Annotated in this window: 25 protein-coding genes and 1 tRNA gene; 12 read left to right on the top strand and 14 right to left on the bottom strand. The window is 64.6% G+C overall.

Going from position 1 to position 24,994, the window contains the following annotated elements; all coding sequences use genetic code 11:
- Window positions 1–19: 19 nt before the first annotated feature.
- Genes MU856_RS05875 through MU856_RS05855 form a run of 5 tightly spaced genes read left to right on the top strand, consistent with a single transcriptional unit; the run spans window position 20 to window position 4,062 of the window.
- Window positions 20–466 carry an endonuclease domain-containing protein gene (locus MU856_RS05875; protein WP_263588565.1) on the top strand — a complete coding sequence of 149 codons (447 nt, stop codon included), beginning with the start codon at window positions 20–22 and terminating at the stop codon, window positions 464–466.
- Complete coding sequence (locus MU856_RS05870; protein ID WP_263588564.1) at window positions 463–2,301, top strand: acetyl/propionyl/methylcrotonyl-CoA carboxylase subunit alpha; 1,839 nt, start codon at window positions 463–465, stop codon at window positions 2,299–2,301. Before MU856_RS05875 ends, MU856_RS05870 begins: the two co-directional genes overlap by 4 nt.
- Window positions 2,298–2,756, top strand: coding sequence for a GNAT family N-acetyltransferase (locus MU856_RS05865; RefSeq protein ID WP_202988278.1), 459 nt, complete (start codon window positions 2,298–2,300; stop codon window positions 2,754–2,756). Before MU856_RS05870 ends, MU856_RS05865 begins: the two co-directional genes overlap by 4 nt.
- Before the next feature lie 2 nt (window positions 2,757–2,758).
- Window positions 2,759–3,211, top strand: a complete 453-nt coding sequence (locus tag MU856_RS05860; RefSeq protein WP_062902370.1) for a MaoC family dehydratase — start codon at window positions 2,759–2,761, stop codon at window positions 3,209–3,211.
- The gene (locus MU856_RS05855; RefSeq protein WP_062902369.1) at window positions 3,211–4,062 is read left to right on the top strand and encodes an HpcH/HpaI aldolase/citrate lyase family protein; all 852 of its coding nucleotides are present in this window, start codon (window positions 3,211–3,213) and stop codon (window positions 4,060–4,062) included. The genes MU856_RS05860 and MU856_RS05855 overlap by 1 nt, the downstream gene beginning before the upstream one ends.
- Before the next feature lie 10 nt (window positions 4,063–4,072).
- Here the strand turns inward: MU856_RS05855 and MU856_RS05850 are convergent, their stop codons facing one another.
- The 5 genes from MU856_RS05850 to hisI all read right to left on the bottom strand — a co-directional run bounded on the left by MU856_RS05850 (window position 4,073) and on the right by hisI (window position 8,894).
- A complete protein-coding gene (locus tag MU856_RS05850; protein ID WP_062902368.1) occupies window positions 4,073–5,566 on the bottom strand; it encodes a phospholipase D-like domain-containing protein in 1,494 nt (497 codons plus the stop codon).
- Window positions 5,567–5,612: 46 nt separating this feature from the next.
- A complete protein-coding gene (locus MU856_RS05845) occupies window positions 5,613–7,415 on the bottom strand; it encodes an acyl-CoA dehydrogenase C-terminal domain-containing protein (RefSeq protein WP_062902367.1) in 1,803 nt (600 codons plus the stop codon).
- A gap of 68 nt (window positions 7,416–7,483) precedes the next feature.
- The gene (locus tag MU856_RS05840; RefSeq protein WP_003051357.1) at window positions 7,484–7,915 is read right to left on the bottom strand and encodes a MerR family transcriptional regulator; all 432 of its coding nucleotides are present in this window, start codon (window positions 7,913–7,915) and stop codon (window positions 7,484–7,486) included.
- Between the two features lie 63 nt (window positions 7,916–7,978).
- On the bottom strand, window positions 7,979–8,527 hold the full coding sequence (locus tag MU856_RS05835; protein ID WP_062902366.1) for a hypothetical protein: 549 nt from the start codon (window positions 8,525–8,527) through the stop codon (window positions 7,979–7,981).
- A complete protein-coding gene (hisI, locus tag MU856_RS05830; protein WP_062902365.1) occupies window positions 8,520–8,894 on the bottom strand; it encodes a phosphoribosyl-AMP cyclohydrolase in 375 nt (124 codons plus the stop codon). Before hisI ends, MU856_RS05835 begins: the two co-directional genes overlap by 8 nt.
- Window positions 8,895–9,038: 144 nt before the next feature.
- Here hisI and purF point away from each other — a divergent pair, with 144 nt between their 5' ends.
- From purF to MU856_RS05815, 3 genes are read left to right on the top strand one after another with little or no spacing between them, the layout of a single operon-like run.
- Entirely contained in the window at window positions 9,039–10,496 is a 1,458-nt protein-coding gene (gene purF, locus MU856_RS05825) for an amidophosphoribosyltransferase (protein ID WP_062764792.1), read from the top strand.
- Window positions 10,497–10,506: 10 nt separating this feature from the next.
- Window positions 10,507–11,235 carry an SDR family NAD(P)-dependent oxidoreductase gene (locus MU856_RS05820; RefSeq protein ID WP_263588957.1) on the top strand — a complete coding sequence of 243 codons (729 nt, stop codon included), beginning with the start codon at window positions 10,507–10,509 and terminating at the stop codon, window positions 11,233–11,235.
- 58 nt (window positions 11,236–11,293) lie between these two features.
- Window positions 11,294–11,686, top strand: a complete 393-nt coding sequence (locus MU856_RS05815) for a hypothetical protein (protein WP_062764789.1) — start codon at window positions 11,294–11,296, stop codon at window positions 11,684–11,686.
- A gap of 31 nt (window positions 11,687–11,717) precedes the next feature.
- On the opposite strand, the gene MU856_RS05810 is transcribed toward MU856_RS05815, so the two are convergent.
- From MU856_RS05810 to MU856_RS05785, 6 genes are read right to left on the bottom strand one after another with little or no spacing between them, the layout of a single operon-like run.
- Window positions 11,718–12,893 (bottom strand): serine hydrolase domain-containing protein, encoded by a 1,176-nt coding sequence (locus MU856_RS05810; RefSeq protein WP_263588563.1) that lies wholly within the window; start codon window positions 12,891–12,893, stop codon window positions 11,718–11,720.
- Between the two features lie 30 nt (window positions 12,894–12,923).
- Complete coding sequence (locus tag MU856_RS05805; protein ID WP_263588562.1) at window positions 12,924–14,207, bottom strand: SAM-dependent methyltransferase; 1,284 nt, start codon at window positions 14,205–14,207, stop codon at window positions 12,924–12,926.
- A gap of 35 nt (window positions 14,208–14,242) precedes the next feature.
- Window positions 14,243–15,631 (bottom strand): cryptochrome/photolyase family protein, encoded by a 1,389-nt coding sequence (locus MU856_RS05800; protein WP_263588561.1) that lies wholly within the window; start codon window positions 15,629–15,631, stop codon window positions 14,243–14,245.
- A complete protein-coding gene (locus tag MU856_RS05795; RefSeq protein WP_062902361.1) occupies window positions 15,631–16,578 on the bottom strand; it encodes a metal-dependent hydrolase in 948 nt (315 codons plus the stop codon). The genes MU856_RS05800 and MU856_RS05795 overlap by 1 nt, the downstream gene beginning before the upstream one ends.
- Window positions 16,579–16,618: 40 nt before the next feature.
- Entirely contained in the window at window positions 16,619–17,656 is a 1,038-nt protein-coding gene (locus MU856_RS05790) for a 2-oxoacid:ferredoxin oxidoreductase subunit beta (RefSeq protein WP_003051331.1), read from the bottom strand.
- The gene (locus tag MU856_RS05785) at window positions 17,653–19,515 is read right to left on the bottom strand and encodes a 2-oxoacid:acceptor oxidoreductase subunit alpha (RefSeq protein WP_003051329.1); all 1,863 of its coding nucleotides are present in this window, start codon (window positions 19,513–19,515) and stop codon (window positions 17,653–17,655) included. The genes MU856_RS05790 and MU856_RS05785 overlap by 4 nt, the downstream gene beginning before the upstream one ends.
- Window positions 19,516–19,712: 197 nt before the next feature.
- On the opposite strand from MU856_RS05785, the gene MU856_RS05780 reads away from it, so the two are divergent.
- Together MU856_RS05780 and MU856_RS05775 are read left to right on the top strand one after the other, a co-directional pair.
- The gene (locus tag MU856_RS05780; protein WP_263588560.1) at window positions 19,713–20,654 is read left to right on the top strand and encodes an alpha/beta hydrolase; all 942 of its coding nucleotides are present in this window, start codon (window positions 19,713–19,715) and stop codon (window positions 20,652–20,654) included.
- On the top strand, window positions 20,651–21,127 hold the full coding sequence (locus tag MU856_RS05775; RefSeq protein ID WP_062902359.1) for an RNA pyrophosphohydrolase: 477 nt from the start codon (window positions 20,651–20,653) through the stop codon (window positions 21,125–21,127). Before MU856_RS05780 ends, MU856_RS05775 begins: the two co-directional genes overlap by 4 nt.
- Here MU856_RS05775 and MU856_RS05770 read toward each other — a convergent pair.
- Window positions 21,088–21,777 carry a uracil-DNA glycosylase gene (locus MU856_RS05770; RefSeq protein ID WP_062902358.1) on the bottom strand — a complete coding sequence of 230 codons (690 nt, stop codon included), beginning with the start codon at window positions 21,775–21,777 and terminating at the stop codon, window positions 21,088–21,090. The genes MU856_RS05775 and MU856_RS05770 overlap by 40 nt on opposite strands.
- A gap of 17 nt (window positions 21,778–21,794) precedes the next feature.
- On the opposite strand from MU856_RS05770, the gene folK reads away from it, so the two are divergent.
- Complete coding sequence (gene folK / locus MU856_RS05765) at window positions 21,795–22,322, top strand: 2-amino-4-hydroxy-6-hydroxymethyldihydropteridine diphosphokinase (protein WP_407047218.1); 528 nt, start codon at window positions 21,795–21,797, stop codon at window positions 22,320–22,322.
- A 44-nt stretch (window positions 22,323–22,366) separates the two neighbouring features.
- A tRNA-Lys gene (locus tag MU856_RS05760) sits at window positions 22,367–22,442 on the top strand.
- Window positions 22,443–22,467: 25 nt separating this feature from the next.
- Here MU856_RS05760 and MU856_RS05755 read toward each other — a convergent pair.
- Window positions 22,468–23,694 (bottom strand): alpha/beta fold hydrolase, encoded by a 1,227-nt coding sequence (locus MU856_RS05755; protein ID WP_062902357.1) that lies wholly within the window; start codon window positions 23,692–23,694, stop codon window positions 22,468–22,470.
- A 232-nt stretch (window positions 23,695–23,926) separates the two neighbouring features.
- Entirely contained in the window at window positions 23,927–24,907 is a 981-nt protein-coding gene (locus MU856_RS05750; protein ID WP_062902356.1) for an NAD(P)H-dependent flavin oxidoreductase, read from the bottom strand.
- Window positions 24,908–24,994: the final 87 nt, after the last annotated feature.

Below are 24,994 nucleotides of genomic sequence, written 5' to 3'. Positions count from 1 at the left end.
TGGTGGAGGGGCACTCCCGGTGATCACTGGCCCCCGAGACACGCTGAAACGTGCCCGCAAACTGCGCAGCGAGATGAGCCTTCCCGAACGGATGCTCTGGCGGGTTTTGCGGGAACGACCCGGTGGCTTCAAGTTTCGGCGCCAGCATCCAGCGGGTATTTATATTCTGGACTTCTATTGTCCGGCGGTGCGCCTGGCGATCGAGGTTGATGGGCGGGCCCATGACGGCGAGAAGGCGGCGCGGAGTGACGCCGCCCGATCGGATTTCCTGAAGTCGCAGCATGTCGCTACGCTGCGCGTGCCGGCAACGGTGATCATGACGAGTCTGGAGAGCGCGATGGCGCGGATAGTAGACGTTTGCAAGGAACGGGCGATGAAGATCAAAGAACGGCAAGGCAAATCGCCTGTGCCCCTCCACCATCCCGCGGATGGTCCCCCTCCCCGTTTCGGGGAGGACCGGCTTTGATCAAATCCCTCCTCATCGCCAATCGCGGCGAAATCGCCTGCCGTATCATCCGCACCGCGCGCGAAATGGGCATCCGGACCGTTGCGGTCTATTCGGACGCTGACGCCAAGGCTTTGCATGTACGCGAGGCCGACGAGGCCGTGCATATCGGGCCGTCGCCGGCGCGCGAATCCTATCTGATAGGCGAGAAGATCATCGCCGCCGCGAAAGCGACCGGCGCCGAGGCGATCCATCCCGGTTACGGCTTCCTCTCGGAGAACGCCGAGTTCGCACAGGCGGTCGCCGATGCCGGACTCGTCTGGGTAGGGCCGAAGCCTTCGTCGATTACCGCGATGGGCCTGAAAGACGCCGCCAAGAAGCTGATGGCCGAGGCGGGCGTGCCCGTGACGCCGGGCTATATGGGCGAAAATCAGGATCCGACCTTCCTCGCCGAACAGGCCGCGCAGATCGGCTATCCCGTCCTGATCAAGGCCGTCGCCGGCGGCGGCGGCAAGGGGATGCGCAAGGTCGATGCTGCGGCGGACTTCGCCGATGCGCTCGCCTCGTGCCAGCGCGAGGCGGCGGCGTCGTTCGGCAATGATCATGTGCTGATCGAGAAATATATCCTCACCCCGCGCCATATCGAGGTGCAGGTGTTCGGCGATACGCACGGCAATGTCGTCCATCTGTTCGAGCGCGACTGCTCGCTCCAGCGCCGCCACCAGAAGGTGATCGAGGAAGCCCCGGCCCCGGGCATGGACGAAGCGACGCGCGCCGAGCTGTGCGCCGCCGCAGTGCGCGCCGCAAAGGCCGTCGACTACGTCGGTGCGGGGACGATCGAATTCATCGCGGACGCCAGCGAAGGCCTGCGCGCCGACCGCATCTGGTTCATGGAAATGAACACGCGCCTGCAGGTCGAGCATCCGGTAACCGAAGAGATTACCGGGGTCGATCTGGTCGAATGGCAGCTCCGTGTCGCGTCGGGCGAACCGATCCCGCTGGCACAGGACAAGCTCGCGATCAACGGTTGGGCGATGGAAGCACGGCTCTATGCCGAAGACCCGGCCAGGGGTTTCCTGCCCAGCATCGGCACGCTCGAACTGTTCCAGCTTCCCGAACATCTCGGCCGCATCGACACCGGCGTCTACGAAGGTGCGGAGGTGTCGCCCTTCTACGATCCGATGATCGCCAAAGTCATCGCTTACGGCGACGATCGTAGCGAAGCCCGTGAAATGCTGGCCGAAATGCTGGAGGACAGCGCGATCTGGCCGGTGAAGACCAATTCGGCCTTCCTGATTGCCGCCCTCAATCACCCCGATTTCGTCGCAGGCACGGTCGATACCGGGCTGATCGGCCGCGATGGCGACAGCATGACGGCCGAGCCGATGCCCTCGGATCAGGCGCTGACCAATGCCGCGATGGCGATGGTTCCCCGCTCGCTGCAGTCGGGTTTCCGTCTCAACGCGCCCGATGTGCGCATCGCGCCCTTTCTGCTCGACGGCAAGCGCGTCGATGTGACGCTGCACGGCCCCGGCGCCGAGGAGCCCGCCCCCGCCATGCTCGTCGCCGAAAGCGGCGCGGTGTGGCAGCTTACGCCTTGGCGCGCCGCGGGCGGTGCCGGCGGCGCAGCGGGCGACGGGGCGATCCTGTCGCCGATGCCCGGCAAGATCATAGCGGTCGACGTCGCCGCGGGCGACAAGGTGACCAAGGGTCAGAAGCTGCTGACGCTCGAAGCGATGAAGATGGAGCATAGCCTGACCGCGCCGTTCGACGGCATCGTTGCCGAACTCAACGCTGCGGCCGGGGCGCAGGTGCAGGTCGAGGCACTGCTCGCGAAGATCGAGGCCGCCGAGTGAGCGGCCTGATCCTTCGCGATGCGACGGCGGCGGATCTTCCTGCCATCCTCGGCATGCTTGCGGAGGACACGATTCCGCCGGCGCGTGAGGCCGATCCCTCGGACCCGCGTTACCTTGCCGCGTTCGATGCAATCGACGCCGACCCGAACCAGCGGCTGATTGCAGCGGAACTCGATGGCCGCGTTATCGGGACGATGCAACTCAGTTTCCTCCCGGGGCTTTCCTTTATCGGAAGCTGGCGCGGCTTGATCGAGGCGGTGCGCATTGCCGCCGACCTGCGCGGCCAAAGGCTGGGCGAGCAGATGATCTTGTGGGCGGTGGAACAGTGCCGCGCGCGCGATTGCAAACTCGTCCAACTCACATCGTCGGCGACACGGACTGCCGCGCACCGCTTCTACGCCCGGCTCGGCTTCGTGCAGAGTCATGTCGGCATGAAATTGCATTTGAGGGACTGACGATGGCAGGCAAGTTTTTCGACGAATGGCAGATCGGCGATGCGATCGTGCACGAGATCCGCCGCACCGTGACCGAGACGGACAATCTGCTGTTCACGACGATGACGCACAATCCGCAGCCGCTGCATCTCGACATCGAGGCTGCAAAAGCATCGGAATTCGGGCAGATCCTCGTCAACGGCACCTTCACCTTCAGCCTGATGGTCGGGCTGTCGGTCGGCGACACGACGCTCGGCACGCTCGTCGCCAACCTCGGCTATGATAAATTGGTGATGCCCAAGCCGGTCTTCATCGGCGACACGCTGCGCGCGACGAGCGAGGTGATCGGCCTCAAGGAATCGAAATCGCGACCGAATGCGGGTATCGTGACATTCCTCCATCGCTGCATCAACCAGCGCGACGAAATCGTCTGCCAGTGCGAACGGTCAGCGCTGATCAACAGGAAGAACGTCTGATGCGCCTCCGATCCCTTCTCTTTGTCCCCGGCGACCGTGCCGAACGCTTTGCGAAAGCAGCGGCGTCGGGCGCCGATGCGATCATCCTCGACCTCGAAGATTCGGTGTCGCCCGCCAACAAGGAGGCTGCGCGCGAAGCGGTTGCCGCCTATCTCGCCGGAACGCGCGAGGTGTTCACGCTGGTCCGTGTCAATCCGCTCGACGGGCATATGACCGCCGCCGACGTTGCTGCCATTGTCGGCGGGCGCCCCGATGCGATCATGCTGCCCAAGGCCGAAGGCGCGCCGAGCATCGCTCAGCTCGATACGATCCTTCGTAGCGAGGGGGCCGCCGATGCGTCGCTGCCGCCGGTGCTCCCGATCGCGACCGAAACCCCGGCAGCGATCTTCACGCTGGGTGGCTATCGCGAGGCGAAGGCCCGGCTGGTCGGCCTCACTTGGGGCGCCGAGGATCTGCCCGCCGCCATCGGCGCGGCGACGAGCCGCGAGGCCGACGGGCGCTACACCGAACCCTATCAGATCGCCCGCGCGCTGACATTGTTCGCCGCGCATGGTGCGGGCGTCGCTGCGATCGATACGGTGTTTCCTGCGATCAAGGACGAGGCGGGCCTTGCCGCCTATGCGGCGCGCGCGCGGCGCGATGGCTTTACCGGCATGATGGCGATCCACCCATCGCAGGTCGCGCCGATCAACGCCGCCTTCACGCCGTCGGCTGACGAGGTTCAGCGTGCGCAGGCGATCGTCGATGCCTTCGCCGCCAATCCGGGCTCGGGGGTGCTTCAGGTGGACGGCAAAATGGTCGATGCCCCGCACCTCAAACAGGCGCGGCATATCCTGTCGCTGGCGGACTGACGCCGCGCTATCATCTCCGCCGGAACGGGCGGTGACGCTTCATCCAGGCTTTGCCGCGGTGCCAGTTGCGGCGCAGCCCGCGCTCGGCGATCCCTTCGAACATCGCGTCGGGATTTTCGGGATCGAGCAGTTCATGCTCGGCGATATAATCGTCGAACGGTCCGGGCTCGACGAGGTCGAGCAACGCGAGCGAGCGGCCCGGCCCGCGCAGCGCCTCGATGGCATCGATGAGCGACCCCGTTGTTTCATAAAGGCGGCCGACATCGGCCGGATCGACGTCCAGATGCTCGCCAATCAGCGATTCGCGCAGCGCCCGGATCGTCGGCTCCACGCCGCGGTTCGCGGGCAAAGCGGCATCGATCGTCACATCGCATTCGCTGTCGAGCCCCAGCGATCGATTGTTCATGTTCGACGATCCGATACGCAGCAGGCGATCGTCGACGACCGCAGTCTTTGCATGAACATAGATCGGATCGCCGCCCGCGGTGTGCGGGACATATACGCGCAGGCGGTCGCCGTGCCGCGCCTTGGCGATCGCGCGCACCAGCTTCACGCGCGCCGCGTCCATCGCCATCTGTTCGAGCCAACCGTCGGCGGTACGCGGCATCACCATGACGACTTCGGGCGGATCGTCCTCGTCCAGCCGCTCAGCAATCGCCGCTGCGATCTTGGCCGAGGTAAAATATTGATTTTCGAAATAGATGAAGCGCTTCGCCGCGGCGATCATGTCGAGATAGAGCTGCTCAATCTCGCGAATTTCGGGATAGCCGTCATATTCGGCGCGCGTGCGCGATATTGCGACATCGACGTTCGTAAAATCGGGTTCGAGATTTTCGGGCCAGTTTTCGCCGTCGCCCTTTACGTCGCGCAATTGCTTGTTCGTTGCGCGCTGCCAGCGTTCGTTGCCCAGATCGGCAAGCGCTTCGCCCACCGGCCCGGCCAGGATCATCGTCGAATCGTGCCACGGCATATAGGGCTGGCCGTCGGGATTGGTGCGCCGCGGATCACCGTCGCGGTGGCCCCGCGTATCCCAGCGCGACGAGGACACGTCGATACCGCCGCACACCGCCAGATGATCGTCGAACACCGCGACCTTCTGGTGGTGGCTGCATCCAGTGGGGTGCGCGCTGTCGAGCCGGAAGCTGATCGAGCGCGTCACCTTCCAGCGCAGCACCATCGAGACGATGCGCGGCATGAGAAACTGTTTCAGACCGCCGAAATTCCAGCGAAGAATGTCGATATCGCGGTCGGGTTTCGCATGGGCCAGACGCAGCAGAAAATGCCCCAGCGATTCGCCCTTGCCCGCATCGTCGGGCGTCAGGGCAATCCGCGGGTCGAAATCCCAGCCGATCAGCAGGATGCGCTCTTTCGCGCGCTCCATCAGCCGGACGAGCAGCGCGTAATAGTCGGCCGCATCGACGATCATCCGCGCCTTGTTGGCGCGTTCGATCCGCCAGCAATTGCGGCCTTCCTCAACGATCGGGGTCAGCGCATCCTCGCTCATCGCCGCCTACACGCACGGGCGGCGGCGATGGTTGCGAGCCTGCACGTCAGGCGGCGAAGAATTGATCGGGCGTCAGCGCCATCATCGCTTCGCTGCCGGCCTCGATCTTGCGGCGCAACGCGCCCGCATCGGGGATGAAGCGTTCGCCGAAATGACGCGCGGTAACAAGCTTGGCTTCGAGGAACGCCTTGTTCCCGCGCCCTTCGTCGAGCGCCTTCTGTGCCGCTTCGGCCATGCGCAGCCACATGAGGCCCAGCGCGACGATACCCATGATGTGCATGTAATGATGCGCGCCCGCGCCGACATTATTGGGGTTGGTCATGCCATTGGCCATGAACCACATCGTCGCGGCCTTGAGTTCGCCATTGGCCTTTTCGAGTTGCCCCGCAAAATCGGCGAAGGCCGGCTTGTCCTTCGCCGCCGCACATTCGGCGTCGACGATCGCGAAAAAGGCCTGGATGGCACGGCCGCCATTCTGCGCGAGCTTGCGGCCGACGAGGTCCATCGCCTGTATGCCGTTGGCGCCTTCGTAGATCATCGTGATGCGGGCATCGCGGACATATTGGCTCATGCCCTGCTCTTCGATGTAACCGTGGCCGCCGAACACCTGCTGCGCGTTGGTCGCGACGTCATAGCCCTTGTCGGTGCCATAGCCCTTGATCACCGGGGTCAGCAGGCTGACGAGATCGTCGGCCTGCTGCCGCTCCTCTTCGGACGCGGCGCCATGCGCCAGATCGACCTGCAGCGCGCCCCAGAGACACAGGCCGCGCAGCCCCTCAACCACCGCCTTGGCATCCATCAGCATGCGGCGCACGTCTGGATGGACGAACAGCGGGTCGGCCTTCTGGGCGGGATCCTGCGGCCCGGTCAGCGCCCGGCCCTGCCGGCGGTCCTGCGCATATTGGACGGCATTCTGATAGGCTATGTCGGCCTGACCCAACCCCTGTATGCCGACGCCGAGCCGCGCGGCGTTCATCATCACGAACATCGCGGCAAGGCCCTTGTTCTCCTCGCCAACCATCCAGCCTTTTGCGCCGTCATAGTTCATGACGCAGGTCGCATTGGCGTGGATGCCCATCTTGTGCTCGATCGACCCGCACGACAGCGTGTTGCGCTCACCGAGCGAACCGTCGTCGTTCACCAGATATTTGGGGACGATGAACAGCGAAATTCCCTTGACGCTGTCGGGTGCGTCAGGGGTCTTTGCCAGCACGAGATGGATAATATTGTCGGTGAGGTCATGCTCACCCGACGAGATGAAAATCTTCGTCCCCGTGATCGAATAGCTGCCGTCGCCGTTCGGCACCGCGCGGGTACGGATCAGGCCAAGATCGGTGCCGCACTGCGGTTCGGTCAGGTTCATCGTGCCGCCCCATTCGCCCGACACCATCTTGGGGACATAGAGCCTCTTCTGCTCGTCCGACCCCTTGACCAGCAACGCCGAGACCGCCGCCTGCGTCAGCCCCGGATACATGGCAAAGGCCTGGTTCGCCGCCATGCGATATTCCTCGACCGGAAAGCCTAGGACATGGGGCAATCCCTGGCCGCCGAATTCTTCGGGCTGGTTGAGCAGCGTCCAGCCCGCCTCGCAATAGGCCTTATACGCTTCCTTGAACCCCTCGGGCGTGGTGACCGAACCGTCTTCATGACGCGTGCAGCCTTCGAGGTCGCCCGATCGGTTGATCGGGAACAGCACCTCTTCGCAGAATTTGCCGGCCTCGGTTAGCACCGCCTCGACCATATCGGGCGACGCATTGGCGAAGCCCGGCAGGTCGGCGTAGCGATCGATGCCGAGGACATCGTTGAGCTGGAACAGCGTATCTTGGATCGGGGCGCGGTAGACAGGCATGCGAAATCTTTCCGATAAATCAGGTGTTGGCAATCAAACTTGCCCGGGGAGGTTCTGGTTGCCGAAGCTCAGCCGACTTTTTCGCCAGCGTCGACCTTTTTCACCATATCGATGAAACGTGTCAGTTCCTCGACGGCGCTGTCGATGTCATCGCGCTGACGCTGGAGCAGCGCGATGCGCTCCTCGCATTTTTCGACCGTGACCTGGCGCTGGAGCTTGCGGCCATCGCCGACGTCGTAAAGGTCGATCATCTCGCGAATGTCGGCCAGGCTAAATCCGGTGCGCTTGGCACGCAGAATCCAGGCCAGCCGGGCGCGGTCGCGTTTCGAATAGATACGCGACAGCCCCTTGCGCGAGGGGCTGATCAGCCCTTCGTCCTCGTAGAACCGAAGCGCGCGCGCGGTGACGCCGAATTCGGTCGACAGATCGGTGATGCTATATTGCTCGCGCCCCAGATGATCGGGCGTGTCGATATGGGCGTGGCCGTATTCTTCGGTCATCCCGAAAGACTAGTTTCCGTTGACGTGAACGTCAAGGCCGTCGGAGATAAGGAAAAGCGCCGCTTACGGCGATCCGCAAGGCCGGACCATATTGCCGCGTCCATCGCGCAACTGCAAGCCCTTTGCATCGTCCGCCGACCAGCTCGCGCGCGGCAGGCGCAGGCCCGAGAGCGACGCGCGCGACGGGCACAGGCTGTCGCATTGCGACGGCAGGCGTCCGGGCAGGCGCAGTTCGTCTTCCTCTTCGTGGACAAGTGCCTCGCATCCCTCGACCCCGGCGAAGCGCATCCGCCAGTCATCCCCGTCGCGGACGATGGTGCCGCGCGCATTGCACGACAGGCCGGGACCGAACGACGCGCTCACCGCAAAGCGCCACTGCCCGGCGCCATCGGGGACAACGCACATCGCATCGCGGCCAAGCTCGTGCGTGCGTTCGAACAGGCCGGTCGGATCGCTTGCATCGGCGCGTACCACTCCGCGTTCGCGCGCGGCGATTTCCAACGGATTGCGTGTATCGATCGCAGCATCGGCGCCCTCGCGCTTCGCCCGGTCGCAGCCGCCGACGAGCAGCAGAACCGCGACGAGTAGGCCCGCGACGCGTGGGCTAGGCATCGGTATCGAGGAAGGTCAGGCTGCCGTCCCGCTCGATCCGGCGATAAAAGCAGGATCGGCGACCTGTGTGACAGGCCGGACCGGCGGGCTTCACGCGCAAGAGCAGCGCATCCTGATCACAATCGACGCGCATTTCGACGACCGCCAGTCCGTTGCCCGAGGTTTCGCCTTTGCGCCACAGCGCGGCCCGCGACCGCGACCAGAAATGCGCCTGCCCCGTCTCCTGCGTCAGCGCGATCGCGTCGGCATTCATATGCGCGACCATCAGCAGCACGCCGCTGTCGACGTCGGTCACGATGGCGGTCACCAGCCCGGCGGCGTCGAAACGCGGCAGGAAACGGTCGGTGGTGTCGCGCGAAGCATCCATGGTCCGCGCCTTAGAGCAGGTCGAGAGCGGCTGTCACCCCCCGCGCGGGTCCGGTTGACATCAAAAGGTCAAATATGGGGGGCGACATTTGGGTTCGGCACTCCTATATGCGCGGCAGTCCCAGCCCCCTGCCCCTGGATTGACATGCTGACGACCCATCCTTTTGACGACGACAAGCTCCGCGAGGAGTGCGGCGTCTTTGGTATTCACGGCGCCGAAAGTGCCGCTGCGGTCGCGGCGCTGGGGCTTCACGCCCTGCAGCACCGCGGTCAGGAAGCCGCGGGCATCACCGCCTTCGATGGCAAGGATTTCCATACCCACCGCGCGATGGGGCATGTTGCGGGCAATTTCGACCGCGACGACATCATCCGCCAGCTCGCGGGCGCGTCGGCGATCGGCCATGTCCGCTACTCAACCACCGGCGAGACGGCGCTGCGCAATGTCCAGCCGCTGTTCGCCGACCTGGCCACCGGCGGCTTTGCAGTCGCGCATAACGGCAATATTTCCAACGCGATGGCGCTGCGCAAGATATTGGTGCGCCGCGGATCGATCTTTCAGTCGACGAGCGATACCGAGGTCATCATCCACCTCGTCGCCACGTCCAACTATCGCACCCTGCTCGATCGCTTCATCGACGCGCTGAAACAGGTCGAGGGCGCCTATTCGCTGATCTGCCTGACCGCGGAAGGCATGATCGGCTGCCGCGATCCGCTCGGCATTCGTCCGCTGGTCATCGGCAAGCTGGGCGATGCGTACATCCTCGCGTCCGAAACTGTAGCGCTCGACGTCGTCGGGGCCGAATTCGTCCGCTCGGTCGATCCCGGCGAACTCGTCATCATCCGCGACGGCCAGCTTTCGTCGCACCGCCCCTTCGCCGATCGTGCGGCGCGGCCGTGCATCTTCGAATATGTCTATTTCTCGCGCCCCGATTCGATCGTCGACGGCACCAGCGTCTATTCGGTGCGCAAGGCGATCGGCGCCGAACTGGCGCGCGAAAATCCGGTCGATGCCGATCTCGTCATCCCGGTCCCCGATTCGGGAACCCCCGCGGCGATCGGCTATGCGCAGGAATCGGGCATTCCCTTCGAGCTCGGTATCATCCGTTCGCACTATGTCGGCCGTACCTTCATTCAGCCGGGCGACAAGGTTCGCCATCTCGGCGTCAAGCTGAAGCACAATGCCAATCGCGCGCTGATCGCCGGCAAGCGGATCGTGCTGATCGACGATTCGATCGTGCGCGGCACGACCAGCCTCAAGATCGTGCAGATGATGCGCGACGCGGGGGCCGCCGAAGTGCATATGCGCATCGCCAGCCCGCCGACGTCGCATAGCTGCTTCTACGGCGTCGATACGCCCGAACGCGCCAAGCTGCTCGCGGCGCAGATGACGGTCGGCCAGATGGCCAATTTCATTAATGCCGACAGCCTGTCCTTCCTGACCATCGACGGCCTGTACCGCGCGCTGGGCGAGGCGCGGCGCACCGATGATTGTCCGCAATATTGCGACGCCTGCTTCACGGGCGATTATCCGACCACGCTGACCGATTTCGACGAGAACAGCCTGGAAGATCAGTTTTCGCTGCTTGCCGAACGGGTTGTCTGACGAAATGACGATGAATTCTGAAGAACTGGCGGGACAGACGGCGCTCGTCACCGGCGCGAGCCGCGGCATCGGCGCTGCGATCGCCGAATCGCTCGCCCGGCGCGGCGCGCATGTCGTGATCACCGCCCGCACCGCGGGCGGGCTCGAGGAACTGGAAGACCGCGTCCACGATGCGGGCGGCAGCGCGACCATTGCGCCGCTCGACCTGACCGACGGCGACAGCATCGCCCGGCTGGCGAGCGCGATCGCCGAACGGTGGCAGCAACTCGACATGCTCGTGCTCAATGCCGCGATGCTCGGCACGCTGACCCCGGTTGGCGCGATCGACAGCAAGGAATTCAACAAGCTGCTGACGCTCAATCTTGTCGCGCAGCAGGCGCTGATCGCCAATTTCGATCCGCTGCTGCGCCGCGCGCCCGCAGGGCGCCTCGTCGCGCTATCGACCGGCGTTGCACGAACGCCGCGCGCCTATTGGGGCGCCTACGCCGCGTCGAAGGCGGCGTTTGAGGTGCTGGTGTCGAGCTATGGCGCCGAAATGCGCAATATCTCGAACGTCCGCACCGCAATTCTCGACCCCGGCGGCACGCGCACCCAGATGCGCGCACGCGCCTATCCCGGCGAAGACCCGCAGAGCATCAAGGATCCGGCAGTCGTCGGCGAATTCGTCGCCCGGATGATGGTCGATGGCTTCGACAGCACCGCCTATCACGCGCTGCCGAAGGTGATGGCAGAGGCTTAACGCGATATTTGCTTTCCCGGGCTATCACGCGCTCTCAAGCGTTTCGAGAAGCAAGGGCATGAAAATGGGCGGCAATATTCTACGTTCCGCGGTCGCGGCGGTTATCGGCATTGCGGTTGCCTTCGGCCTGTTGTGGATCGCCCAATATGCGGGCGGCGAATTCGCTCCCGAAGTCTATGACCTCGACACCGGCGAAATCCTGATCCCGCTCGGCGCGACAATTGCGTTGCTCGTCGGCTGGTTCGTCGGCACCTTCGCCGGAAGCTGGCTCGCGATGCGCATTTCGGACGGCACGGGCGCCGGCTGGGTTGTTGCCGGAGCGATTCTGGGCGCAGCCATCTATCGTTCGATCACCTTGGCTGATGCCTGGTGGGTGATGGCGCTGGGCGTCCTGATCCCGGTTGTAGCCGCCTGGCTCGCTCAGCGCGCTACCGCTACGCCGGTCGTCTGAACGGCACTGTGGCGCTAGACGCATCAAAAAATCAGCGGCTGCTTTCCCGGTCGACCGCAGCCTGCACCGCCTTGTAAAAGGCCTCGCGCGCCGCGCCCACGCCTTCGGGGTCGGTCGCGGTCGGCCAGTTGCCGTTCGATGCGATGACCAGCCGTCGTTTGGGGTCGATGAAGATGCCCTGCCCGAAGATGCCCTGCGCGGCGAAGCTGCCGTCGTCGTTGGTCCACCATTGATAACCATAGCCACGTCCCGGCTGATCGATCGCGGCCTGCTTGGTCGTCGCGGCGGCGAGCCAGTCATCGGGCAGAACTTTCTCCCCACCAGCCACGCCGCCGCCGAGAATGAACAGACCGAAACGGGCATAATCGCGCAGGCTGGCCGATACGCAGCAACCGCTGATCTCGTGCCCCGTCGGGCCGAGCATCCAGACGGCGTCCTGATCCATGCCGAACGGCTTCCATATCTTTTCGGACAGATAGGCCGACAGCGTCTTGCCCGTCGCACTCGACACGAGGACGCCGATCAAATTGGTCTCGCCGGTCTTGTAGACCCATTTCGACCCCGCGGGCGCCTCGCGCGGCAAGGTCTTCATATAGCTGACGGTAATATCCTCGCCCGCGATGGGCTTTTGCAGATTGAACTGCGCCACGTCCGATTTGGGATCGGTATAATCCTCATTCCAGCGCACGCCCGAGGTCATCGTGAGAAGCTGGCGCACGCTGACGTCGTCATAGGCCGAACCGCGAAGTCCAGGGATATATTGCGTCACCTTGTCGTCGAGGCTCTTGATATAGCCGTCCTTCACCGCCGCGCCGACGAGCGTCGAGGTAAAGCTCTTCGCGACCGAAAAGCTCGTCCAGCGCCCTGCAGGGCCATAGCCGAGCGCATATTTTTCGAGCCGGATCTTGCCGTCCTGAACGATGATCAGCCCCGCATTGCGCTGGCGCGCCATATGCGCGTCGATGTCGACCCCGACATCGAGCGGCTGTCCTTCGGGCAGCGGATAGACCGGGCCGCCCGCCGCAATGGTGTGCACGACGACCTTGGGCACCGATTCCATCGTACGGAAAGCGGCGTCGCGTTGATCCTGGCTCCAAAACAGCACATTCTGATCCTTTGGCATGGCGTCGGTGGTCTGTGTCGCGGCTGTTCCGGCAAGGCCGGCCAGCGCCACGGGCAATAGCAAGGCGGCCAATCGTCGTCGCATTCCCCTCTCCCTCTTCTCGATTACAGTCGACTATCCGTCGATCTTTTCCAGCGTGACCTGCGCGACGTCGATCCCGCCGCCGCGAAAGCCGCCTTCGCAATATTGCAGATAATAGCGCCACAGACGGATGAAGCGTTCGTCAAAGCCCGACGGGAGTTGCCCCGCCGACACCGCCTCGTCGAAACGTTCGCGCCACTGGCGCAGCGTCTCGGCATAGCCGCCGCCGAAGTGGCGCACATTGCCCCATGCCAGCCCGCGCGCTTCGGCCAAGGCCCGGAAGCGACTTTCGGAAATCAGGCAACCGCCGGGGAAAATATAGGCCTGAATGAAGTCGCTGCTCGCCGCATAGCGTTCGAACAGCGCGTCGTTGATCGCGATATACTGGATCGCCGCCTTGCCGCCGGGGCGGAGCAGCCGCGCGATCGCGTCGAGATAGGCCGGCCAATAGGCCTGCCCCACCGCCTCGACCATTTCGACGCTCGCAATCGCGTCATAGGGGCCCTTGGCGTCCCGATAATCGCAGATTTCGACACGCGAACGCCCCGAAAGATCAACCGCCTGCAATCGCGCCTCGGCCACCTCCGCCTGCGACGGCGACAGGGTGATACCGGTGTAGAGAACATCGTGGCGCTCGACCGCGCGTTCGGCGAGTGCGCCCCAGCCGCAGCCGATTTCGAGCAGCCGCGTCCCCGACCGCAGGTCGAGCCTGTCGAGGATCGCATCGACCTTGACCTCCTGCGCCTCTTCCAGCGTCATGCTAAGGTCGGTGAACAAGGCACTCGAATAATTAAGTCCGCTGTCGAGCCACAGCCGGTAGAAATCATTGCCCAGATCATAATGCGCCAGAATATTGCGCTTCGAACCGCGGCGGCTGTTGCGATTGACGATATGGGCGGCGCGATTGATCCAGTGCAGCGGCCCGCGCGAGCGCGCGACATTGCCCAGCGTTTCGCCATTGCGCATGAACAGATCGAACAGCGGGACCGGATCGGGCGAACTCCATTCGCCCAGATCCCAGGCCCGGTACCAACCGACCGATCCCGACATCGCGAGCCGCACCAGCGCCGACCAGCTTTTCAGATGAACGATCGCGGTCGGCCCCTTGCCCCGTCCGCCCAGGATGCGCACGCTGCCGTCGGGCAGATGTCCCTCCAGCGTCCCCTTGCCCAGCCCCGCATCGATGCGGTCGAGCAGGCGATGAAACAGCGCCGACGGGGCGCGGCCGACGAGGCGCGCGATGAAACCACCCGACCGAAAAGCCCTGTCGGCGCGAAGAAGCGCTTTGCCGCGACGGGGGCTGACATGGGTGTTCATTAGCATTCCCTGCCGCAAAACCTGCGCCATGACAATCAGTTGTCGTCGGCCTTCATGACGTCATAAGCCGCCAGCGCCCGCGCGCGGGCTTCGCGATGCCCAATGATTTTCGGGGGATAGCTTCGCGGACGGCGACCGAATTCATCGGGATCGTGGATTGCGGCATCGCCGATATCGGCCAGTTCGGGCACCCATTGGCGGATATAGGCGGCGGCATCGAATTTCTCCGACTGGGTAAGCGGTGCCATGATGCGCGGAAACATGTTCGAGTCGACACCCGACCCCGCGACCCACTGCCAATTCACCGCATTGGACGCGTAATCGGCATCGACCAGCGTATCCCAAAACCATTGTTCGCCGCGCCGCCAGTCGATGAGCAGATGCTTGATGAGGAAACTCGCGGCGATCATGCGGACGCGATTGTGCATCCAGCCGGTTGCCCAGAGCTGCCGTATGCCGGCATCGACGATCGGATAGCCCGTGCGTCCCTGTTGCCAGGCGGCGAAATCGGCGTCGGCCTCCTCGCCGCTCCGCCAGGACAGCGCGGTATCGAAGGCTTCGCGGGCACTGCGGGCGCCGTAATCGGGATATTGCAAGATCACCGTCTGCGCATAGTCGCGCCACCCGATCTCGGCCAAGAACACATCGACCGATCCCCCTGCGTCTGCAACGGCATGCCAGATCGCGGTGGGCGAAATCTCGCCGAAGTGAAGATGCGGCGACAGGCGCGAACTGCCTTCGATCGCGGGCAGGTTCCGCTGCTCATCATAGCGTGCCGCGATGCCCGCGAACGCGCCGAGCCGCGCGTGCGCGCCCGGTTCGCCCGGCGTCCATTCGCCTTCGAACCCCGTCGCCCAATTGGGGCGTGACGGCAGCAGTTCCCAATCGTCGAGTCGGTCCGACGCCGGCCAGCGGTCGGGCGCATCGAGGCCTTCGGGGGCATCCACGGGCGCAGGCGGCGGCATATGATCGCGCAGCGCGCGCCAGAAGGGGGTGTAGATTTTATAGAGGCCGCCGCTGCCAGTCTTCACCGATCCCGGCGGCGCGAGGTAATTGCCGTCGTGACAAACGAGATCGAGGCGCTTCGCGACCGCGCGCTCGGCATTGCGCCACCACGGCTCGTAATGACGGAGGCAATGCACGGCGCCGGCCCCGCTCTCCTCGGCAATCTTCGCCAGTTCGTCCTCGCACTTGCCGCGCCGCAGGATCAACCGCGAACCGCGCGCGCGCAGGCTTTCGTCGAGTCGCGCGAGGCTGTGATGCAGCCACCAACGCGACGCGCCGCCCATCGCGCGGTGCCGCGGCGTTTCGTCGTCGAGAATATAGACGGGAATGACCGGACCCGACGTCGCCGCAGCGACAAGCGCCGCCTGATCGGCGAGCCGCAGATCGCGGCGAAACCACAGGATCGTCGGCGGCGCCATCAGGGATAGCTGGCGGTATCGGGTGCGGTCACGCGCACCGTGAACTGGTCGCGCGCCAGCGGCTGCATATAGCGCTGATCGTGCAGGACGATCGCATCGCCGTCGCGCGTCGCGACCGGCATCCGTGCCCAGAAAAGGAAGGCGCGCGCGGGCGGATCGGACTTCAACCACGCGCGGAGGCGCATGTCGTCCATGCCCGACGGAACCCCCGGCTCCACCGTGCTCCCCTGCCCCAGCGCATAGGCGCCGCTGCCATAGCGCCCGCCCCCGCGCCAAAAGATATCGCGCCGCCAGAAGGCGATCGGCGGCGGGCTCGCGACGACCAGCGCGCCGCCTTGTCCGCTCCGGCGCAGCAGGTCGGCCGCCTGCGCCTCGGCCTGCCCCGTCATGACACCGTTGGCGAAGATATAAGCGCAAACGGCAGTGAAACCGATCCAAGCCGGACGTCGCCAGTCAGGCGCCCCGCGCCGTTCGCGTCGCAGCGACAGCCAGACCGACAGGCCGAGCGCCAGCCATATCCACAGGTCGATGATGAACAGCGTATCGCCATAGAACCAACGGTGGCTGAACGGTTCGAGCAGCCGCACGCCATAGTTGTTGAGCCAGTCGAGCGCCGGGTGGCTGAGGCACCCGATATAGGCGAGCGCGAGCAACCAGCCGCGATGCAAGGGCGGCCTTGTAGCGGGCCGCGTTCCCCGCCGCGTCTGCCAGCGGTCGAAGGCGATCATCGCCGCCCAGAGCAGGACCGGCAGCAAAAGCAGCGCGATCGGCCCATGGGTGATCCCGCGGCGCATCGCGAGCGATTCGACGCCATAAAAGGCGCAGCTTGCATCGATGTCGGGCAGGTTCGCGGCGAGGATCAGCGTCGGCATCGCCAGCGCGGTCTTTTTCTTGAGCCCCATTTGCCCAAGAACCGCGCCGACGAGGCTGTGGGTCAGATTGTCCATGCGCCCCTATAAAGCCGACGCGCGCATCGACCGCAAGCGATCAGAGATCGGGCCCGCCTTCGCTGACCGTCCAGGTCTGCCCTTTCTTGAGCAGGCTCTGCAGATCGGCCTTCTTGCCCTCAGCCGCCGCCTTGTTCTGGCGCCATACGTCGGCTTCGAAAGTCGGACGCGGATCGTCGTAGAGGACACCGAGCGCCATCGGGAATTCGCCGAAGCGCATTTCCACGAGCATGTGCGCGACGCTGCGGTTGGTGACGTCGTGGACGATCACGCCCGCTGCCTGCCAGTCGCCATCGACGACATCGACGACCTTGAGCGTCAGCGCCTCCTGATCGAGCGCGATGCCCTTCGCGCCCTTGGCAAACAGCATCGGTTCCCCGTTCTGGAGCCAGAGCTGGCGGTCTTCAGCGCCCTTCGGCGCGGCGAAATCCTGGAACACGTCCTTGTTATAGACGATGCAGTTCTGGAAGATTTCGATAAAGGCCGCGCCCTTGTGCGCATGGGCCGCTTTCAGAACATTCGGCAGTTCCTTCGACACATCGAAGCCGCGCGCAACGAAGCGGGCGCCCGCGCCGAGTGCGAAGGCGCAGGGCTGCGCCGGGCGGTCGACCGAGCCGAACGGGGTCGACGGGCTGTTGGTGCCGACGCGGCTGGTGGGCGAATATTGGCCCTTGGTCAGCCCGTAAATCTCGTTGTTGAACAGCATGATCTGGCAATCGAGGTTCCGCCGGATGAGGTGCATCGTGTGATTGCCGCCGATCGACAGACCATCGCCGTCGCCGGTGACGATCCACACGTCGAGTTCGGGATTGGCAAGCTTCAGCCCCGTCGCGAACGCCGGCGCACGGCCATGGATCGTATGGAAGCCGTAGCTTTCGACATAATAGGGAAAGCGCGACGAGCAGCCGATCCCGCTGATGAACACGGTGCTTTCGGGCACTGCGCCAATTTCGGGCAGGGTGCGCTGCACCGCCTTCAGGATCGCATAGTCGCCGCAGCCGGGGCACCAGCGCACTTCCTGATCGGTTTCCCAATCCTTGAGCGTCGTCGTGCGGGCGATGGTCGTCATCTCGTTCACTGGAGCGCCTCCTCGATGGCAGCTTCGATTTCGGCAATCCGGAAGGGCTGGCCCGACACCTTGTTGAGCGGCTTGGCATCGACCAGATACTGGTCGCGCAGCACCGTCTTGAGCTGGCCCGTGTTCATTTCGGGCACGATCACCTTGTCATAGCTTTTGAGCAATTCGCCCAGATTGGCGGGGAGCGGCCAGATATGGCGTAGGTGAATCTGGCTGACGTCCTTCCCTTCGGCGCGCTTGCGGCGCACCGCCTGATGGATCGGGCCATAGGTCGATCCCCAGCCGACGATCGCAAGCTTGCCGCCCTCGGCGCCGAGTTCGACGATCTGGTCGGGAACCTTGACCCCGTCGATCTTCGCCTTGCGAATGTCGGTCATCGCCTGGTGATTTTCGGGCGCATAATTGATGTGACCGGTGTCGATCTCTTTCTCGATCCCGCCGATCCGGTGCAACAGGTCGGGCGTACCCGGCTTCACCCACGGGCGCGCGAGCTTTTCGTCGCGGCCATAGGGTTTGAAGCCGCCTTCCGGTACCTGGGTCAGAAATTCGACCGGGAAGGCTTCATAGGCGGTCAGGTCGGGGACTTTCCACGGCTCGGCCGCGTTGGCGATATAGCCGTCGGTCAGCAACATCACCGGCGTCATATATTGGACCGCGATCCGGCACGCCTCGATCGCGCATTCGAACGCGTCACCAGGCGAGCGCGCGGCGATCACCGGCATCGGCGCATCGCCGTTGCGGCCATAGACAGCCTGATAGAGATCCGACTGTTCGGTCTTGGTCGGCAGGCCCGTCGACGGGCCGCCACGCTGCGAATTGACGATGACGAGCGGCAGTTCGGTCATGATCGCGAGGCCCATTGCCTCGCCCTTCAGCGCGATACCCGGTCCCGACGAGCTGGTGACGCCCAGCGACCCTGCGTAGCTCGCACCGATTGCCGAACAGATGGCGGCGATTTCATCCTCGGCCTGAAAGGTCGTGACGTCATATTCCTTGAGCCGCGACAGATGGTGGAGGATTGCCGATGCGGGCGTGATCGGATAGCCGCCGAAGAACATCGGCAGATGCGCAAGCTGCGCCCCGGCGACAAGGCCGAGCGCGATGCCCTCGGCGCCGGTCAGCGTACGATAGAGGCCGGGTTCGGCGGGCGCCGGCGCGACATGATGCTGCTTGAGCGGTCCCGCGAGTTCGGCGGTTTCGCCATAGGCATGGCCCGCATTGAGCGCCGCGATATTCGCTTCGGCAAGATTGGGATCCTTGGCGAATTTCGCCTTCAGCCACTCGATCAGCGGCTGGCGGTCGCGGTCGAACATCCACAGCGCAAGGCCGAGCGTCCACATATTCTTGCAGCGCAGCGCTTCCTTGTTGCCGAGCCCGAACGGCTTGACCGCATCCATCGTCGCCTGACTGATGTTGAGCTTCAGAAGCTGCCATTTCGCAAGGCTGCCATCCTCGAGCGGGTTGGCGTCATATTTCGCCTTGGCGAGATTGCGGTCGTTGAATTCGCCTTCGTCGGCGATGATCAGGCCGCCCAGCTTGAGTACGCCGACATTGGTCTTGAGCGCCGCGGGGTTCATCGCGACGAGCACGTCGGGGGCGTCGCCCGCGGTCGTGATCTCGCTCGACCCGAAATTGATCTGGAACGCCGAAACACCGAACAGCGTGCCCTGCGGCGCGCGGATTTCGGCCGGAAAATCAGGGAAAGTCGCCAGGTCATTGCCCGCGAGCGCCGTCGAAAGCGTGAACTGACCACCGGTCAGCTGCATCCCGTCGCCGCTGTCGCCCGCGAAACGAACCACCACTGCGTCGGAAAGGGGGGACTGCCGATCTTCGGCCCGGTCCTCGACCACTGTCGCCATTTTCTGTTCTGCCTTTAGAGTCCTGCGAATTACCGGAATGGGCCTAGGCCCGTCTTACGCCGCCCGCAATTCAGAAAAATTTGTGCGCTGCAAAGCGGATCGGCGCGCGCCTGCCGCAATCAGTTTCCAATTGCCATTGAATTATGCCACCCGATGGCGAATAGCAGCGGCAACAACATAGCAAAGGGATATGACGGATGACCGACGGCACGACTCCTTATGTTCGCCCCGATGTGGCGGCCTTTCTTGCCTTCCTCAACGCCCAGGAAGGCCCCAAGATGGAAGAGATGCCGCCCGAGGCGGGGCGCGAGATGATGCGCGTGATGGGCCAGATGGCCGACGTGCCGCGCGGCGCGATCGCGAAGGTCGAGGATCGCACCATTCCCGGACCCGCCGGTGAGATTCCGATCCGCATCTATGACAACCGTCCCGATCGCGAGCCCGGCCCGGTCATGGTCTTCTACCATGGCGGCGGCTGGGTGATCGGCGATCTCGACACGCACGATCCCTATTGCGCCGAAGCGGCGCGTCAGCTCGACATGCCGGTGATCGCCGTCGACTATCGCCTCGCACCCGAACACCCCTTCCCTGCGGCGCCCGAGGATTGCGAAGCGGCGACGCGCTGGGTCGCCGACAATATTCCTTGCACCGGGCTGGTCCTGTCGGGCGACAGCGCGGGCGGCAATCTGACCATCGCGACCGCGCTCGCGCTGCGCGATACGCCAGCCGCGAAGCCGGTGGTCGCGATCCATCCGATCTATCCGGCGGTCACGACGCATCAGGACTGGCAAAGCTATCGCGATTTCAAGGATGGCTATCTGCTCACCGAAGGCGGCATGACCTGGTTCGGCGATCATTATGCCGCCGATCCCGCCGATCGCCGCGCATCGCCGATCGATTTCGACGCCGCCGGCCTGCCGCCGACCCTGCTTGTGACCGCGGGGCTCGATCCCCTGCGCGATCAGGGCCGCGCTTATGCCGGCAAGCTGATCGCCGCCGGGGTGCCGACGACCTACCGCGAGGCCGCGGGCACCATCCACGGCTATATCTGTCTGGCGCAGGGCATCCCGAGTGCCAAGGACGACATCCGCGGCAATCTGACCGTCCTCAAGGCGATCGTCGCCGAAGCGACCGCATGATCGACGCCAGCGCCCTTCCCTATCGCCCCTGCGCCGGGGTGATGCTCGCCAATCGTCATGGCCGTGTCTTTGTCGGCCAGCGACTCGATTCGGCCGAGGACGCGTGGCAGATGCCGCAAGGTGGCATCGATCCCGGCGAGGATGCCGAAGATGCCGCAATCCGCGAACTCAGCGAGGAAACCGGCGTCCATGCCGGACTGGTCGATATCATCGCGCGCAGCAAGACCGAGCATTTCTACGACCTGCCCGACCATCTGATGGGCAAGATGTGGGGCGGGAAATATCGCGGTCAGCGCCAGTCGTGGTTCCTGATGCGCTTCATGGGCGAGGATAGCGATGTCGATATCGCGACCCAGCATCAGGAATTTCGCGCCTGGCGCTGGGCCGAACTCGACGAGCTCGAACGGCTGATCGTCCCGTTCAAGCGCCAGCTTTACCGCGCCGTCGTCGACGAATTCCGCCCACTGGTCTGATCGCGCAATGCGACGGCGGTGCGAAAGACGTCGGCGAACATCGCCGGCGTCAGTCGCCCGGTGTTCGTGTTGTAGCGCGAGCAGTGATAGCTATCGACCAGATGGCGCCCGTCGGGCAGGCGATGCACCGCGCCATGCGCAAACCGATAGGCGGCGAGCCGTCCGCCCGCAGCGCGAACCGCCGCGTCATGCGCAATTCGGCCGAGTGCGATCAGCACCCTGACCTGTGGCAGCGCCGCGAGCTGTCCCTCGAAATAGGGTCGGCAGGCGGCGATTTCGGCGGGCGTCGGCTTGTTCTGCGGCGGCAGGCATTTGACGCTGTTGACGATGATCGTTCCGTCCAGGCGCAGCCCGTCGTCGATCTGCCCGTCATAGACGCCGCGGCTGAGCCCGAAGGCGGCGAGCGTTTCGAACAACAGGTCGCCCGCATAATCTCCGGTAAACGGCCGCCCGGTGCGGTTGGCGCCGTGCTTTCCCGGCGCGAGCCCGGCGATGGCAAGCCACGCATCGGGGTCGCCGAAAGCATAGACGGGGGCATTCCACCAATCGGGATGCTCAACGCGACAGGCGGCACGCAACCCGACAAGGCGCGGGCAACGTCGGCAATCGCGCGGCGGCTCGGTACCGGGCAAGGGGCTGTCAATCTTCACCCCGCTGCGATAGGCGCATGGGCATGACCAGCGCAACGCCCCTCCCCCTCTATGCCATCGGCCTTGGTTCGAACCGCCGCCACGTCCGTTTCGGTGATCCGCGGCGCGTGTTGCTCGCAGCACTCGCCGCGCTCGAAAGCGACGATATCGAACCCGTCGATGCGAGCCCGATCGTCGCGAGTGCGCCGATCGGCCCTTCGCGCCGCCGCTACGCCAATGCCGTCGCGCTCGTCGCCTCGCCGCTCAGCCCGCCCGAGATGCTCGATCGGCTGAAAGCCATCGAAGCTGCTTTCGGACGGCGGCGCGGCCAGCGCTGGGGCGCACGCACGCTCGACCTCGACATATTGCTGTGGTCGGAGGGCGCATGGAGCGATGCGGCGCTCACCGTGCCGCACGCGGCAATGACCGTGCGCGATTTCGTGCTCGGCCCGCTCCGCATGATCGCACCCGCCTGGCGCCATCCGCTCAGCGGCCAAAGCGTCCGCCAACTCGCCGCGCGTCTTTCGCGGGCAAAGCCGGTTGACCACGGCGCTTCGGCGCACTAGGGCGACGGCTCGCTTTCGCACACCGCCCCCGCGCGGTCCGCGATGGGCCCTTAGCTCAGTCGGTAGAGCAACTGACTTTTAATCAGTAGGTCGCTGGTTCGAACCCAGCAGGGCTCACCATAACCGCCGAAATTGGCGCCTTACCTCAGGCGAAGTGCAGCTTGCGATATTTGCCGCGGAAGTAGAGCAAGGGATCGCGGCGCGGTTCGAAGATCGCTTTCAGGACGCGGCCGACAAGAATGAAATGATCGCCGCCCGGATGCACTGCCTCGCGCGCGCATTCGAAACTGCTGAGCGATCCCGACAGCACCGGCGTACCGAACTCGCCGATCTCCCACCCGGTTGCCGCGAAGCGGTCCTCGCCCTTGCCCGCAAAGCGATTCGACGTCGGCTGCTGGCCGATCTGGAGCACATTGACCGCGAAATGCTCCGCTTCGCGCAGCACCGCCGCGCTGCCGGCATTGTTGGCGATGCAAACGAGGAGGAGCGGCGGGTCGAGCGATACCGAGGTGAAGCTGTTGGCGGTGAGGCCGATCGGCTGGCCCGCCGCATCGATGGCTGTGACGACGGTGACGCCGGTCGCGAAACAGCCGAGTGCGTCGCGAAAGGTCCGCGCATCGGACCCAGCGCGATATTCGGGCCAGCCGCGCGGTGCGCGGCGCTCGAGAAAGTCGATCAGATGCGCGCCGAGCGCATCGATCCGGTCTTCGGTGACGACCAGCGCGGCGTCCTCCACCTCGACCAGTTCGCCATCGGGGAGCTGGCCGACGAACGCCGCCGCCGAGGCGCGCGAGACAAGTTCGCTCATCGCGCCGCGGACATAGAGCGTCGGCAAGGCTATATTGGGGGCGATCCCCGAAAGCCGCTCGGTCACGGTAGCGGCGTCGAAGGCTTCGAACAGCCGGGCGTCCCATGCCGCCTGACCAGGCGCCCGGTTGGCCGCTTCGCGCAGGCGGTCACCGATGCGCTGCGCCATCGTTACATCGTCACTGACCGGCAGGTCGACGAGCACCAGCCCCGAGGCGAGCACCGCCGCGTCGCGTTCGAGCGCGGCAGCGGCGATCCATCCTCCGAGGGTCGAGGCGACGACGACCGGCCGCGTGCCGAGCTGTGCCAGCACCGCGCGCAGATCGCCGACCAACGCATCGAAGTCATAGCGCCCATCCTCGGGCCACTCGCTTCCGCCATGTCCCCGAAGGTCGAGGCTGATGACGCGGCGGCCGGCCTGTTCGAGCGCGTCGGCGACATTCGACCAGATCGCGCGCGTCTGGCCCGCACCGTGAAGCAGCAGCACCGCCGGGTCATTATCCGATCCGATGACGTCCGCTTCGAGGCGGGTTCCTGCGAAGCCCTGATAATGAACGATGCTCATGCCGTGAAAATCTCTTTCGTCCGGTGCCGCGGCGGCGACCGGTCGGGCATGATTATTTTCGCTTGTTGATGCAAGTCAAAGTCGGGGAACCGCACCCTTGCCAAAAGCGGATGGCAGGTTCCGGTGATCGAACCTGCGTTCACGGCAACCCTGCACCAGTTGCCACCCAGATCACCTCCCCCAACTGCCCTGCCGGCGTCCCACCGGCGGGGCATTTCTTTGGGAAGGCCGTTCAGGCGCGAAACCCGGCCAGTCGCTGATCGAGGACAGCCTCCGCCTCGGCTATGATGCGGTCGATCAATTCCTGGCAGCTCGGAATATCATGGATAAGGCCCTGGACCATCCCGGCCCAGAATACCCCCTTCGTCAGATCTCCCGTTTCGAGGAGTTCGCGGCCGGCCTTGCCGTTGACCAGTTCGGCGACGTCGGCAAAGGTCGCATCGGGCTGCGCAAGGCGGCGCACCACCTCCTCCGACACTGCGCTCTTGCCGACGCGCGCGGTGTTCTTGAGGCTGCGGAAGATCAGGAAGCTGCCGCGCTCGTCATTATCGACATAGGCCTGCTTCACATTGTCGTGGATCGGCGCTTCCTTGGTCGCGCAGAAGCGCGTCCCCATGTTGATGCCTTCGGCACCGAGCGACAGCGCTGCGACCAGCCCGCGACCGTCGCCGAAGCCGCCCGAGGCCAGCATCGGGATCTTCACCTTGTCGGCGGCGGCCGGGATCAGGATCAGCCCCGGAATATCGTCCTCGCCGGGATGGCCTGCACATTCGAAGCCGTCGATCGAAATGATATCGCAGCCCGCCTTTTCGGCCGACAGCGCATGACGCACGGCGGTGCATTTGTGCAGGATGGTGACGCCATGGGGCTTGAGCATTTCCCAAATCTCGCGCACCGCTTGGGTGCCCGCCGTTTCGACGATCTTGACGCCGCCGTCGATGATCGCCTGCGCATAGGCCTTGTAATCGGGCGCGTTGATCGTCGGGAACACGGTCATGTTCACGCCAAAGGGTTTGGCGGTCATCGACCGGCAGCGTTCGATTTCCTCACGCAGTGCATCGGGGCTCGGCTGGGTCAGCGCGGTTATGATACCAAGGCCGCCGGCGTTCGACACAGCGCTCGCCAGTTCGGCATAGCCGACGCTCTGCATGCCGCCCTGCACGATCGGATGCTCGATACCCAGCATTTCGGTGATGCGCGTCTTGAAAGCCATGGTCCATCCTTCCCTTCTGTCTCTGCCGTTACGGCACCGTTGCTTCTCCCTTGAATTAACTTGACGCTTACGTCAACGTCGGGTTGA

This window comes from Sphingopyxis sp. GC21 (assembly GCF_025727575.1).
Taxonomy (GTDB): Bacteria; Pseudomonadota; Alphaproteobacteria; order Sphingomonadales; family Sphingomonadaceae; genus Sphingopyxis; species Sphingopyxis terrae_A.
The sequence above is the reverse complement of the archived record's forward strand: the minus strand, read 5'-3'. Positions and strand labels throughout refer to the sequence as shown.

Bases quoted from the DNA above. Each gene is read 5' to 3' on its own strand.
- MU856_RS05860 (WP_062902370.1), top strand. From the start codon at position 2,759: ATGGCAGGCAAGTTTTTCGACGAATGGCAGATCGGCGATGCGATCGTG.
- MU856_RS05855 (WP_062902369.1), top strand. From the start codon at position 3,211: ATGCGCCTCCGATCCCTTCTCTTTGTCCCCGGCGACCGTGCCGAACGC.
- MU856_RS05850 (WP_062902368.1), bottom strand. From the start codon at position 5,566: ATGAGCGAGGATGCGCTGACCCCGATCGTTGAGGAAGGCCGCAATTGC.
- MU856_RS05845 (WP_062902367.1), bottom strand. From the start codon at position 7,415: ATGCCTGTCTACCGCGCCCCGATCCAAGATACGCTGTTCCAGCTCAAC.
- MU856_RS05840 (WP_003051357.1), bottom strand. From the start codon at position 7,915: ATGACCGAAGAATACGGCCACGCCCATATCGACACGCCCGATCATCTG.
- MU856_RS05835 (WP_062902366.1), bottom strand. From the start codon at position 8,527: ATGCCTAGCCCACGCGTCGCGGGCCTACTCGTCGCGGTTCTGCTGCTC.
- hisI (WP_062902365.1), bottom strand. From the start codon at position 8,894: ATGGATGCTTCGCGCGACACCACCGACCGTTTCCTGCCGCGTTTCGAC.
- purF (WP_062764792.1), top strand. From the start codon at position 9,039: ATGCTGACGACCCATCCTTTTGACGACGACAAGCTCCGCGAGGAGTGC.
- MU856_RS05820 (WP_263588957.1), top strand. From the start codon at position 10,507: ATGAATTCTGAAGAACTGGCGGGACAGACGGCGCTCGTCACCGGCGCG.
- MU856_RS05815 (WP_062764789.1), top strand. From the start codon at position 11,294: ATGAAAATGGGCGGCAATATTCTACGTTCCGCGGTCGCGGCGGTTATC.
- MU856_RS05810 (WP_263588563.1), bottom strand. From the start codon at position 12,893: ATGCGACGACGATTGGCCGCCTTGCTATTGCCCGTGGCGCTGGCCGGC.
- MU856_RS05805 (WP_263588562.1), bottom strand. From the start codon at position 14,207: ATGAACACCCATGTCAGCCCCCGTCGCGGCAAAGCGCTTCTTCGCGCC.
- MU856_RS05800 (WP_263588561.1), bottom strand. From the start codon at position 15,631: ATGGCGCCGCCGACGATCCTGTGGTTTCGCCGCGATCTGCGGCTCGCC.
- MU856_RS05795 (WP_062902361.1), bottom strand. From the start codon at position 16,578: ATGGACAATCTGACCCACAGCCTCGTCGGCGCGGTTCTTGGGCAAATG.
- MU856_RS05785 (WP_003051329.1), bottom strand. From the start codon at position 19,515: ATGGCGACAGTGGTCGAGGACCGGGCCGAAGATCGGCAGTCCCCCCTT.
- MU856_RS05780 (WP_263588560.1), top strand. From the start codon at position 19,713: ATGACCGACGGCACGACTCCTTATGTTCGCCCCGATGTGGCGGCCTTT.
- MU856_RS05775 (WP_062902359.1), top strand. From the start codon at position 20,651: ATGATCGACGCCAGCGCCCTTCCCTATCGCCCCTGCGCCGGGGTGATG.
- folK (WP_407047218.1), top strand. From the start codon at position 21,795: ATGGGCATGACCAGCGCAACGCCCCTCCCCCTCTATGCCATCGGCCTT.
- MU856_RS05755 (WP_062902357.1), bottom strand. From the start codon at position 23,694: ATGAGCATCGTTCATTATCAGGGCTTCGCAGGAACCCGCCTCGAAGCG.
- MU856_RS05750 (WP_062902356.1), bottom strand. From the start codon at position 24,907: ATGGCTTTCAAGACGCGCATCACCGAAATGCTGGGTATCGAGCATCCG.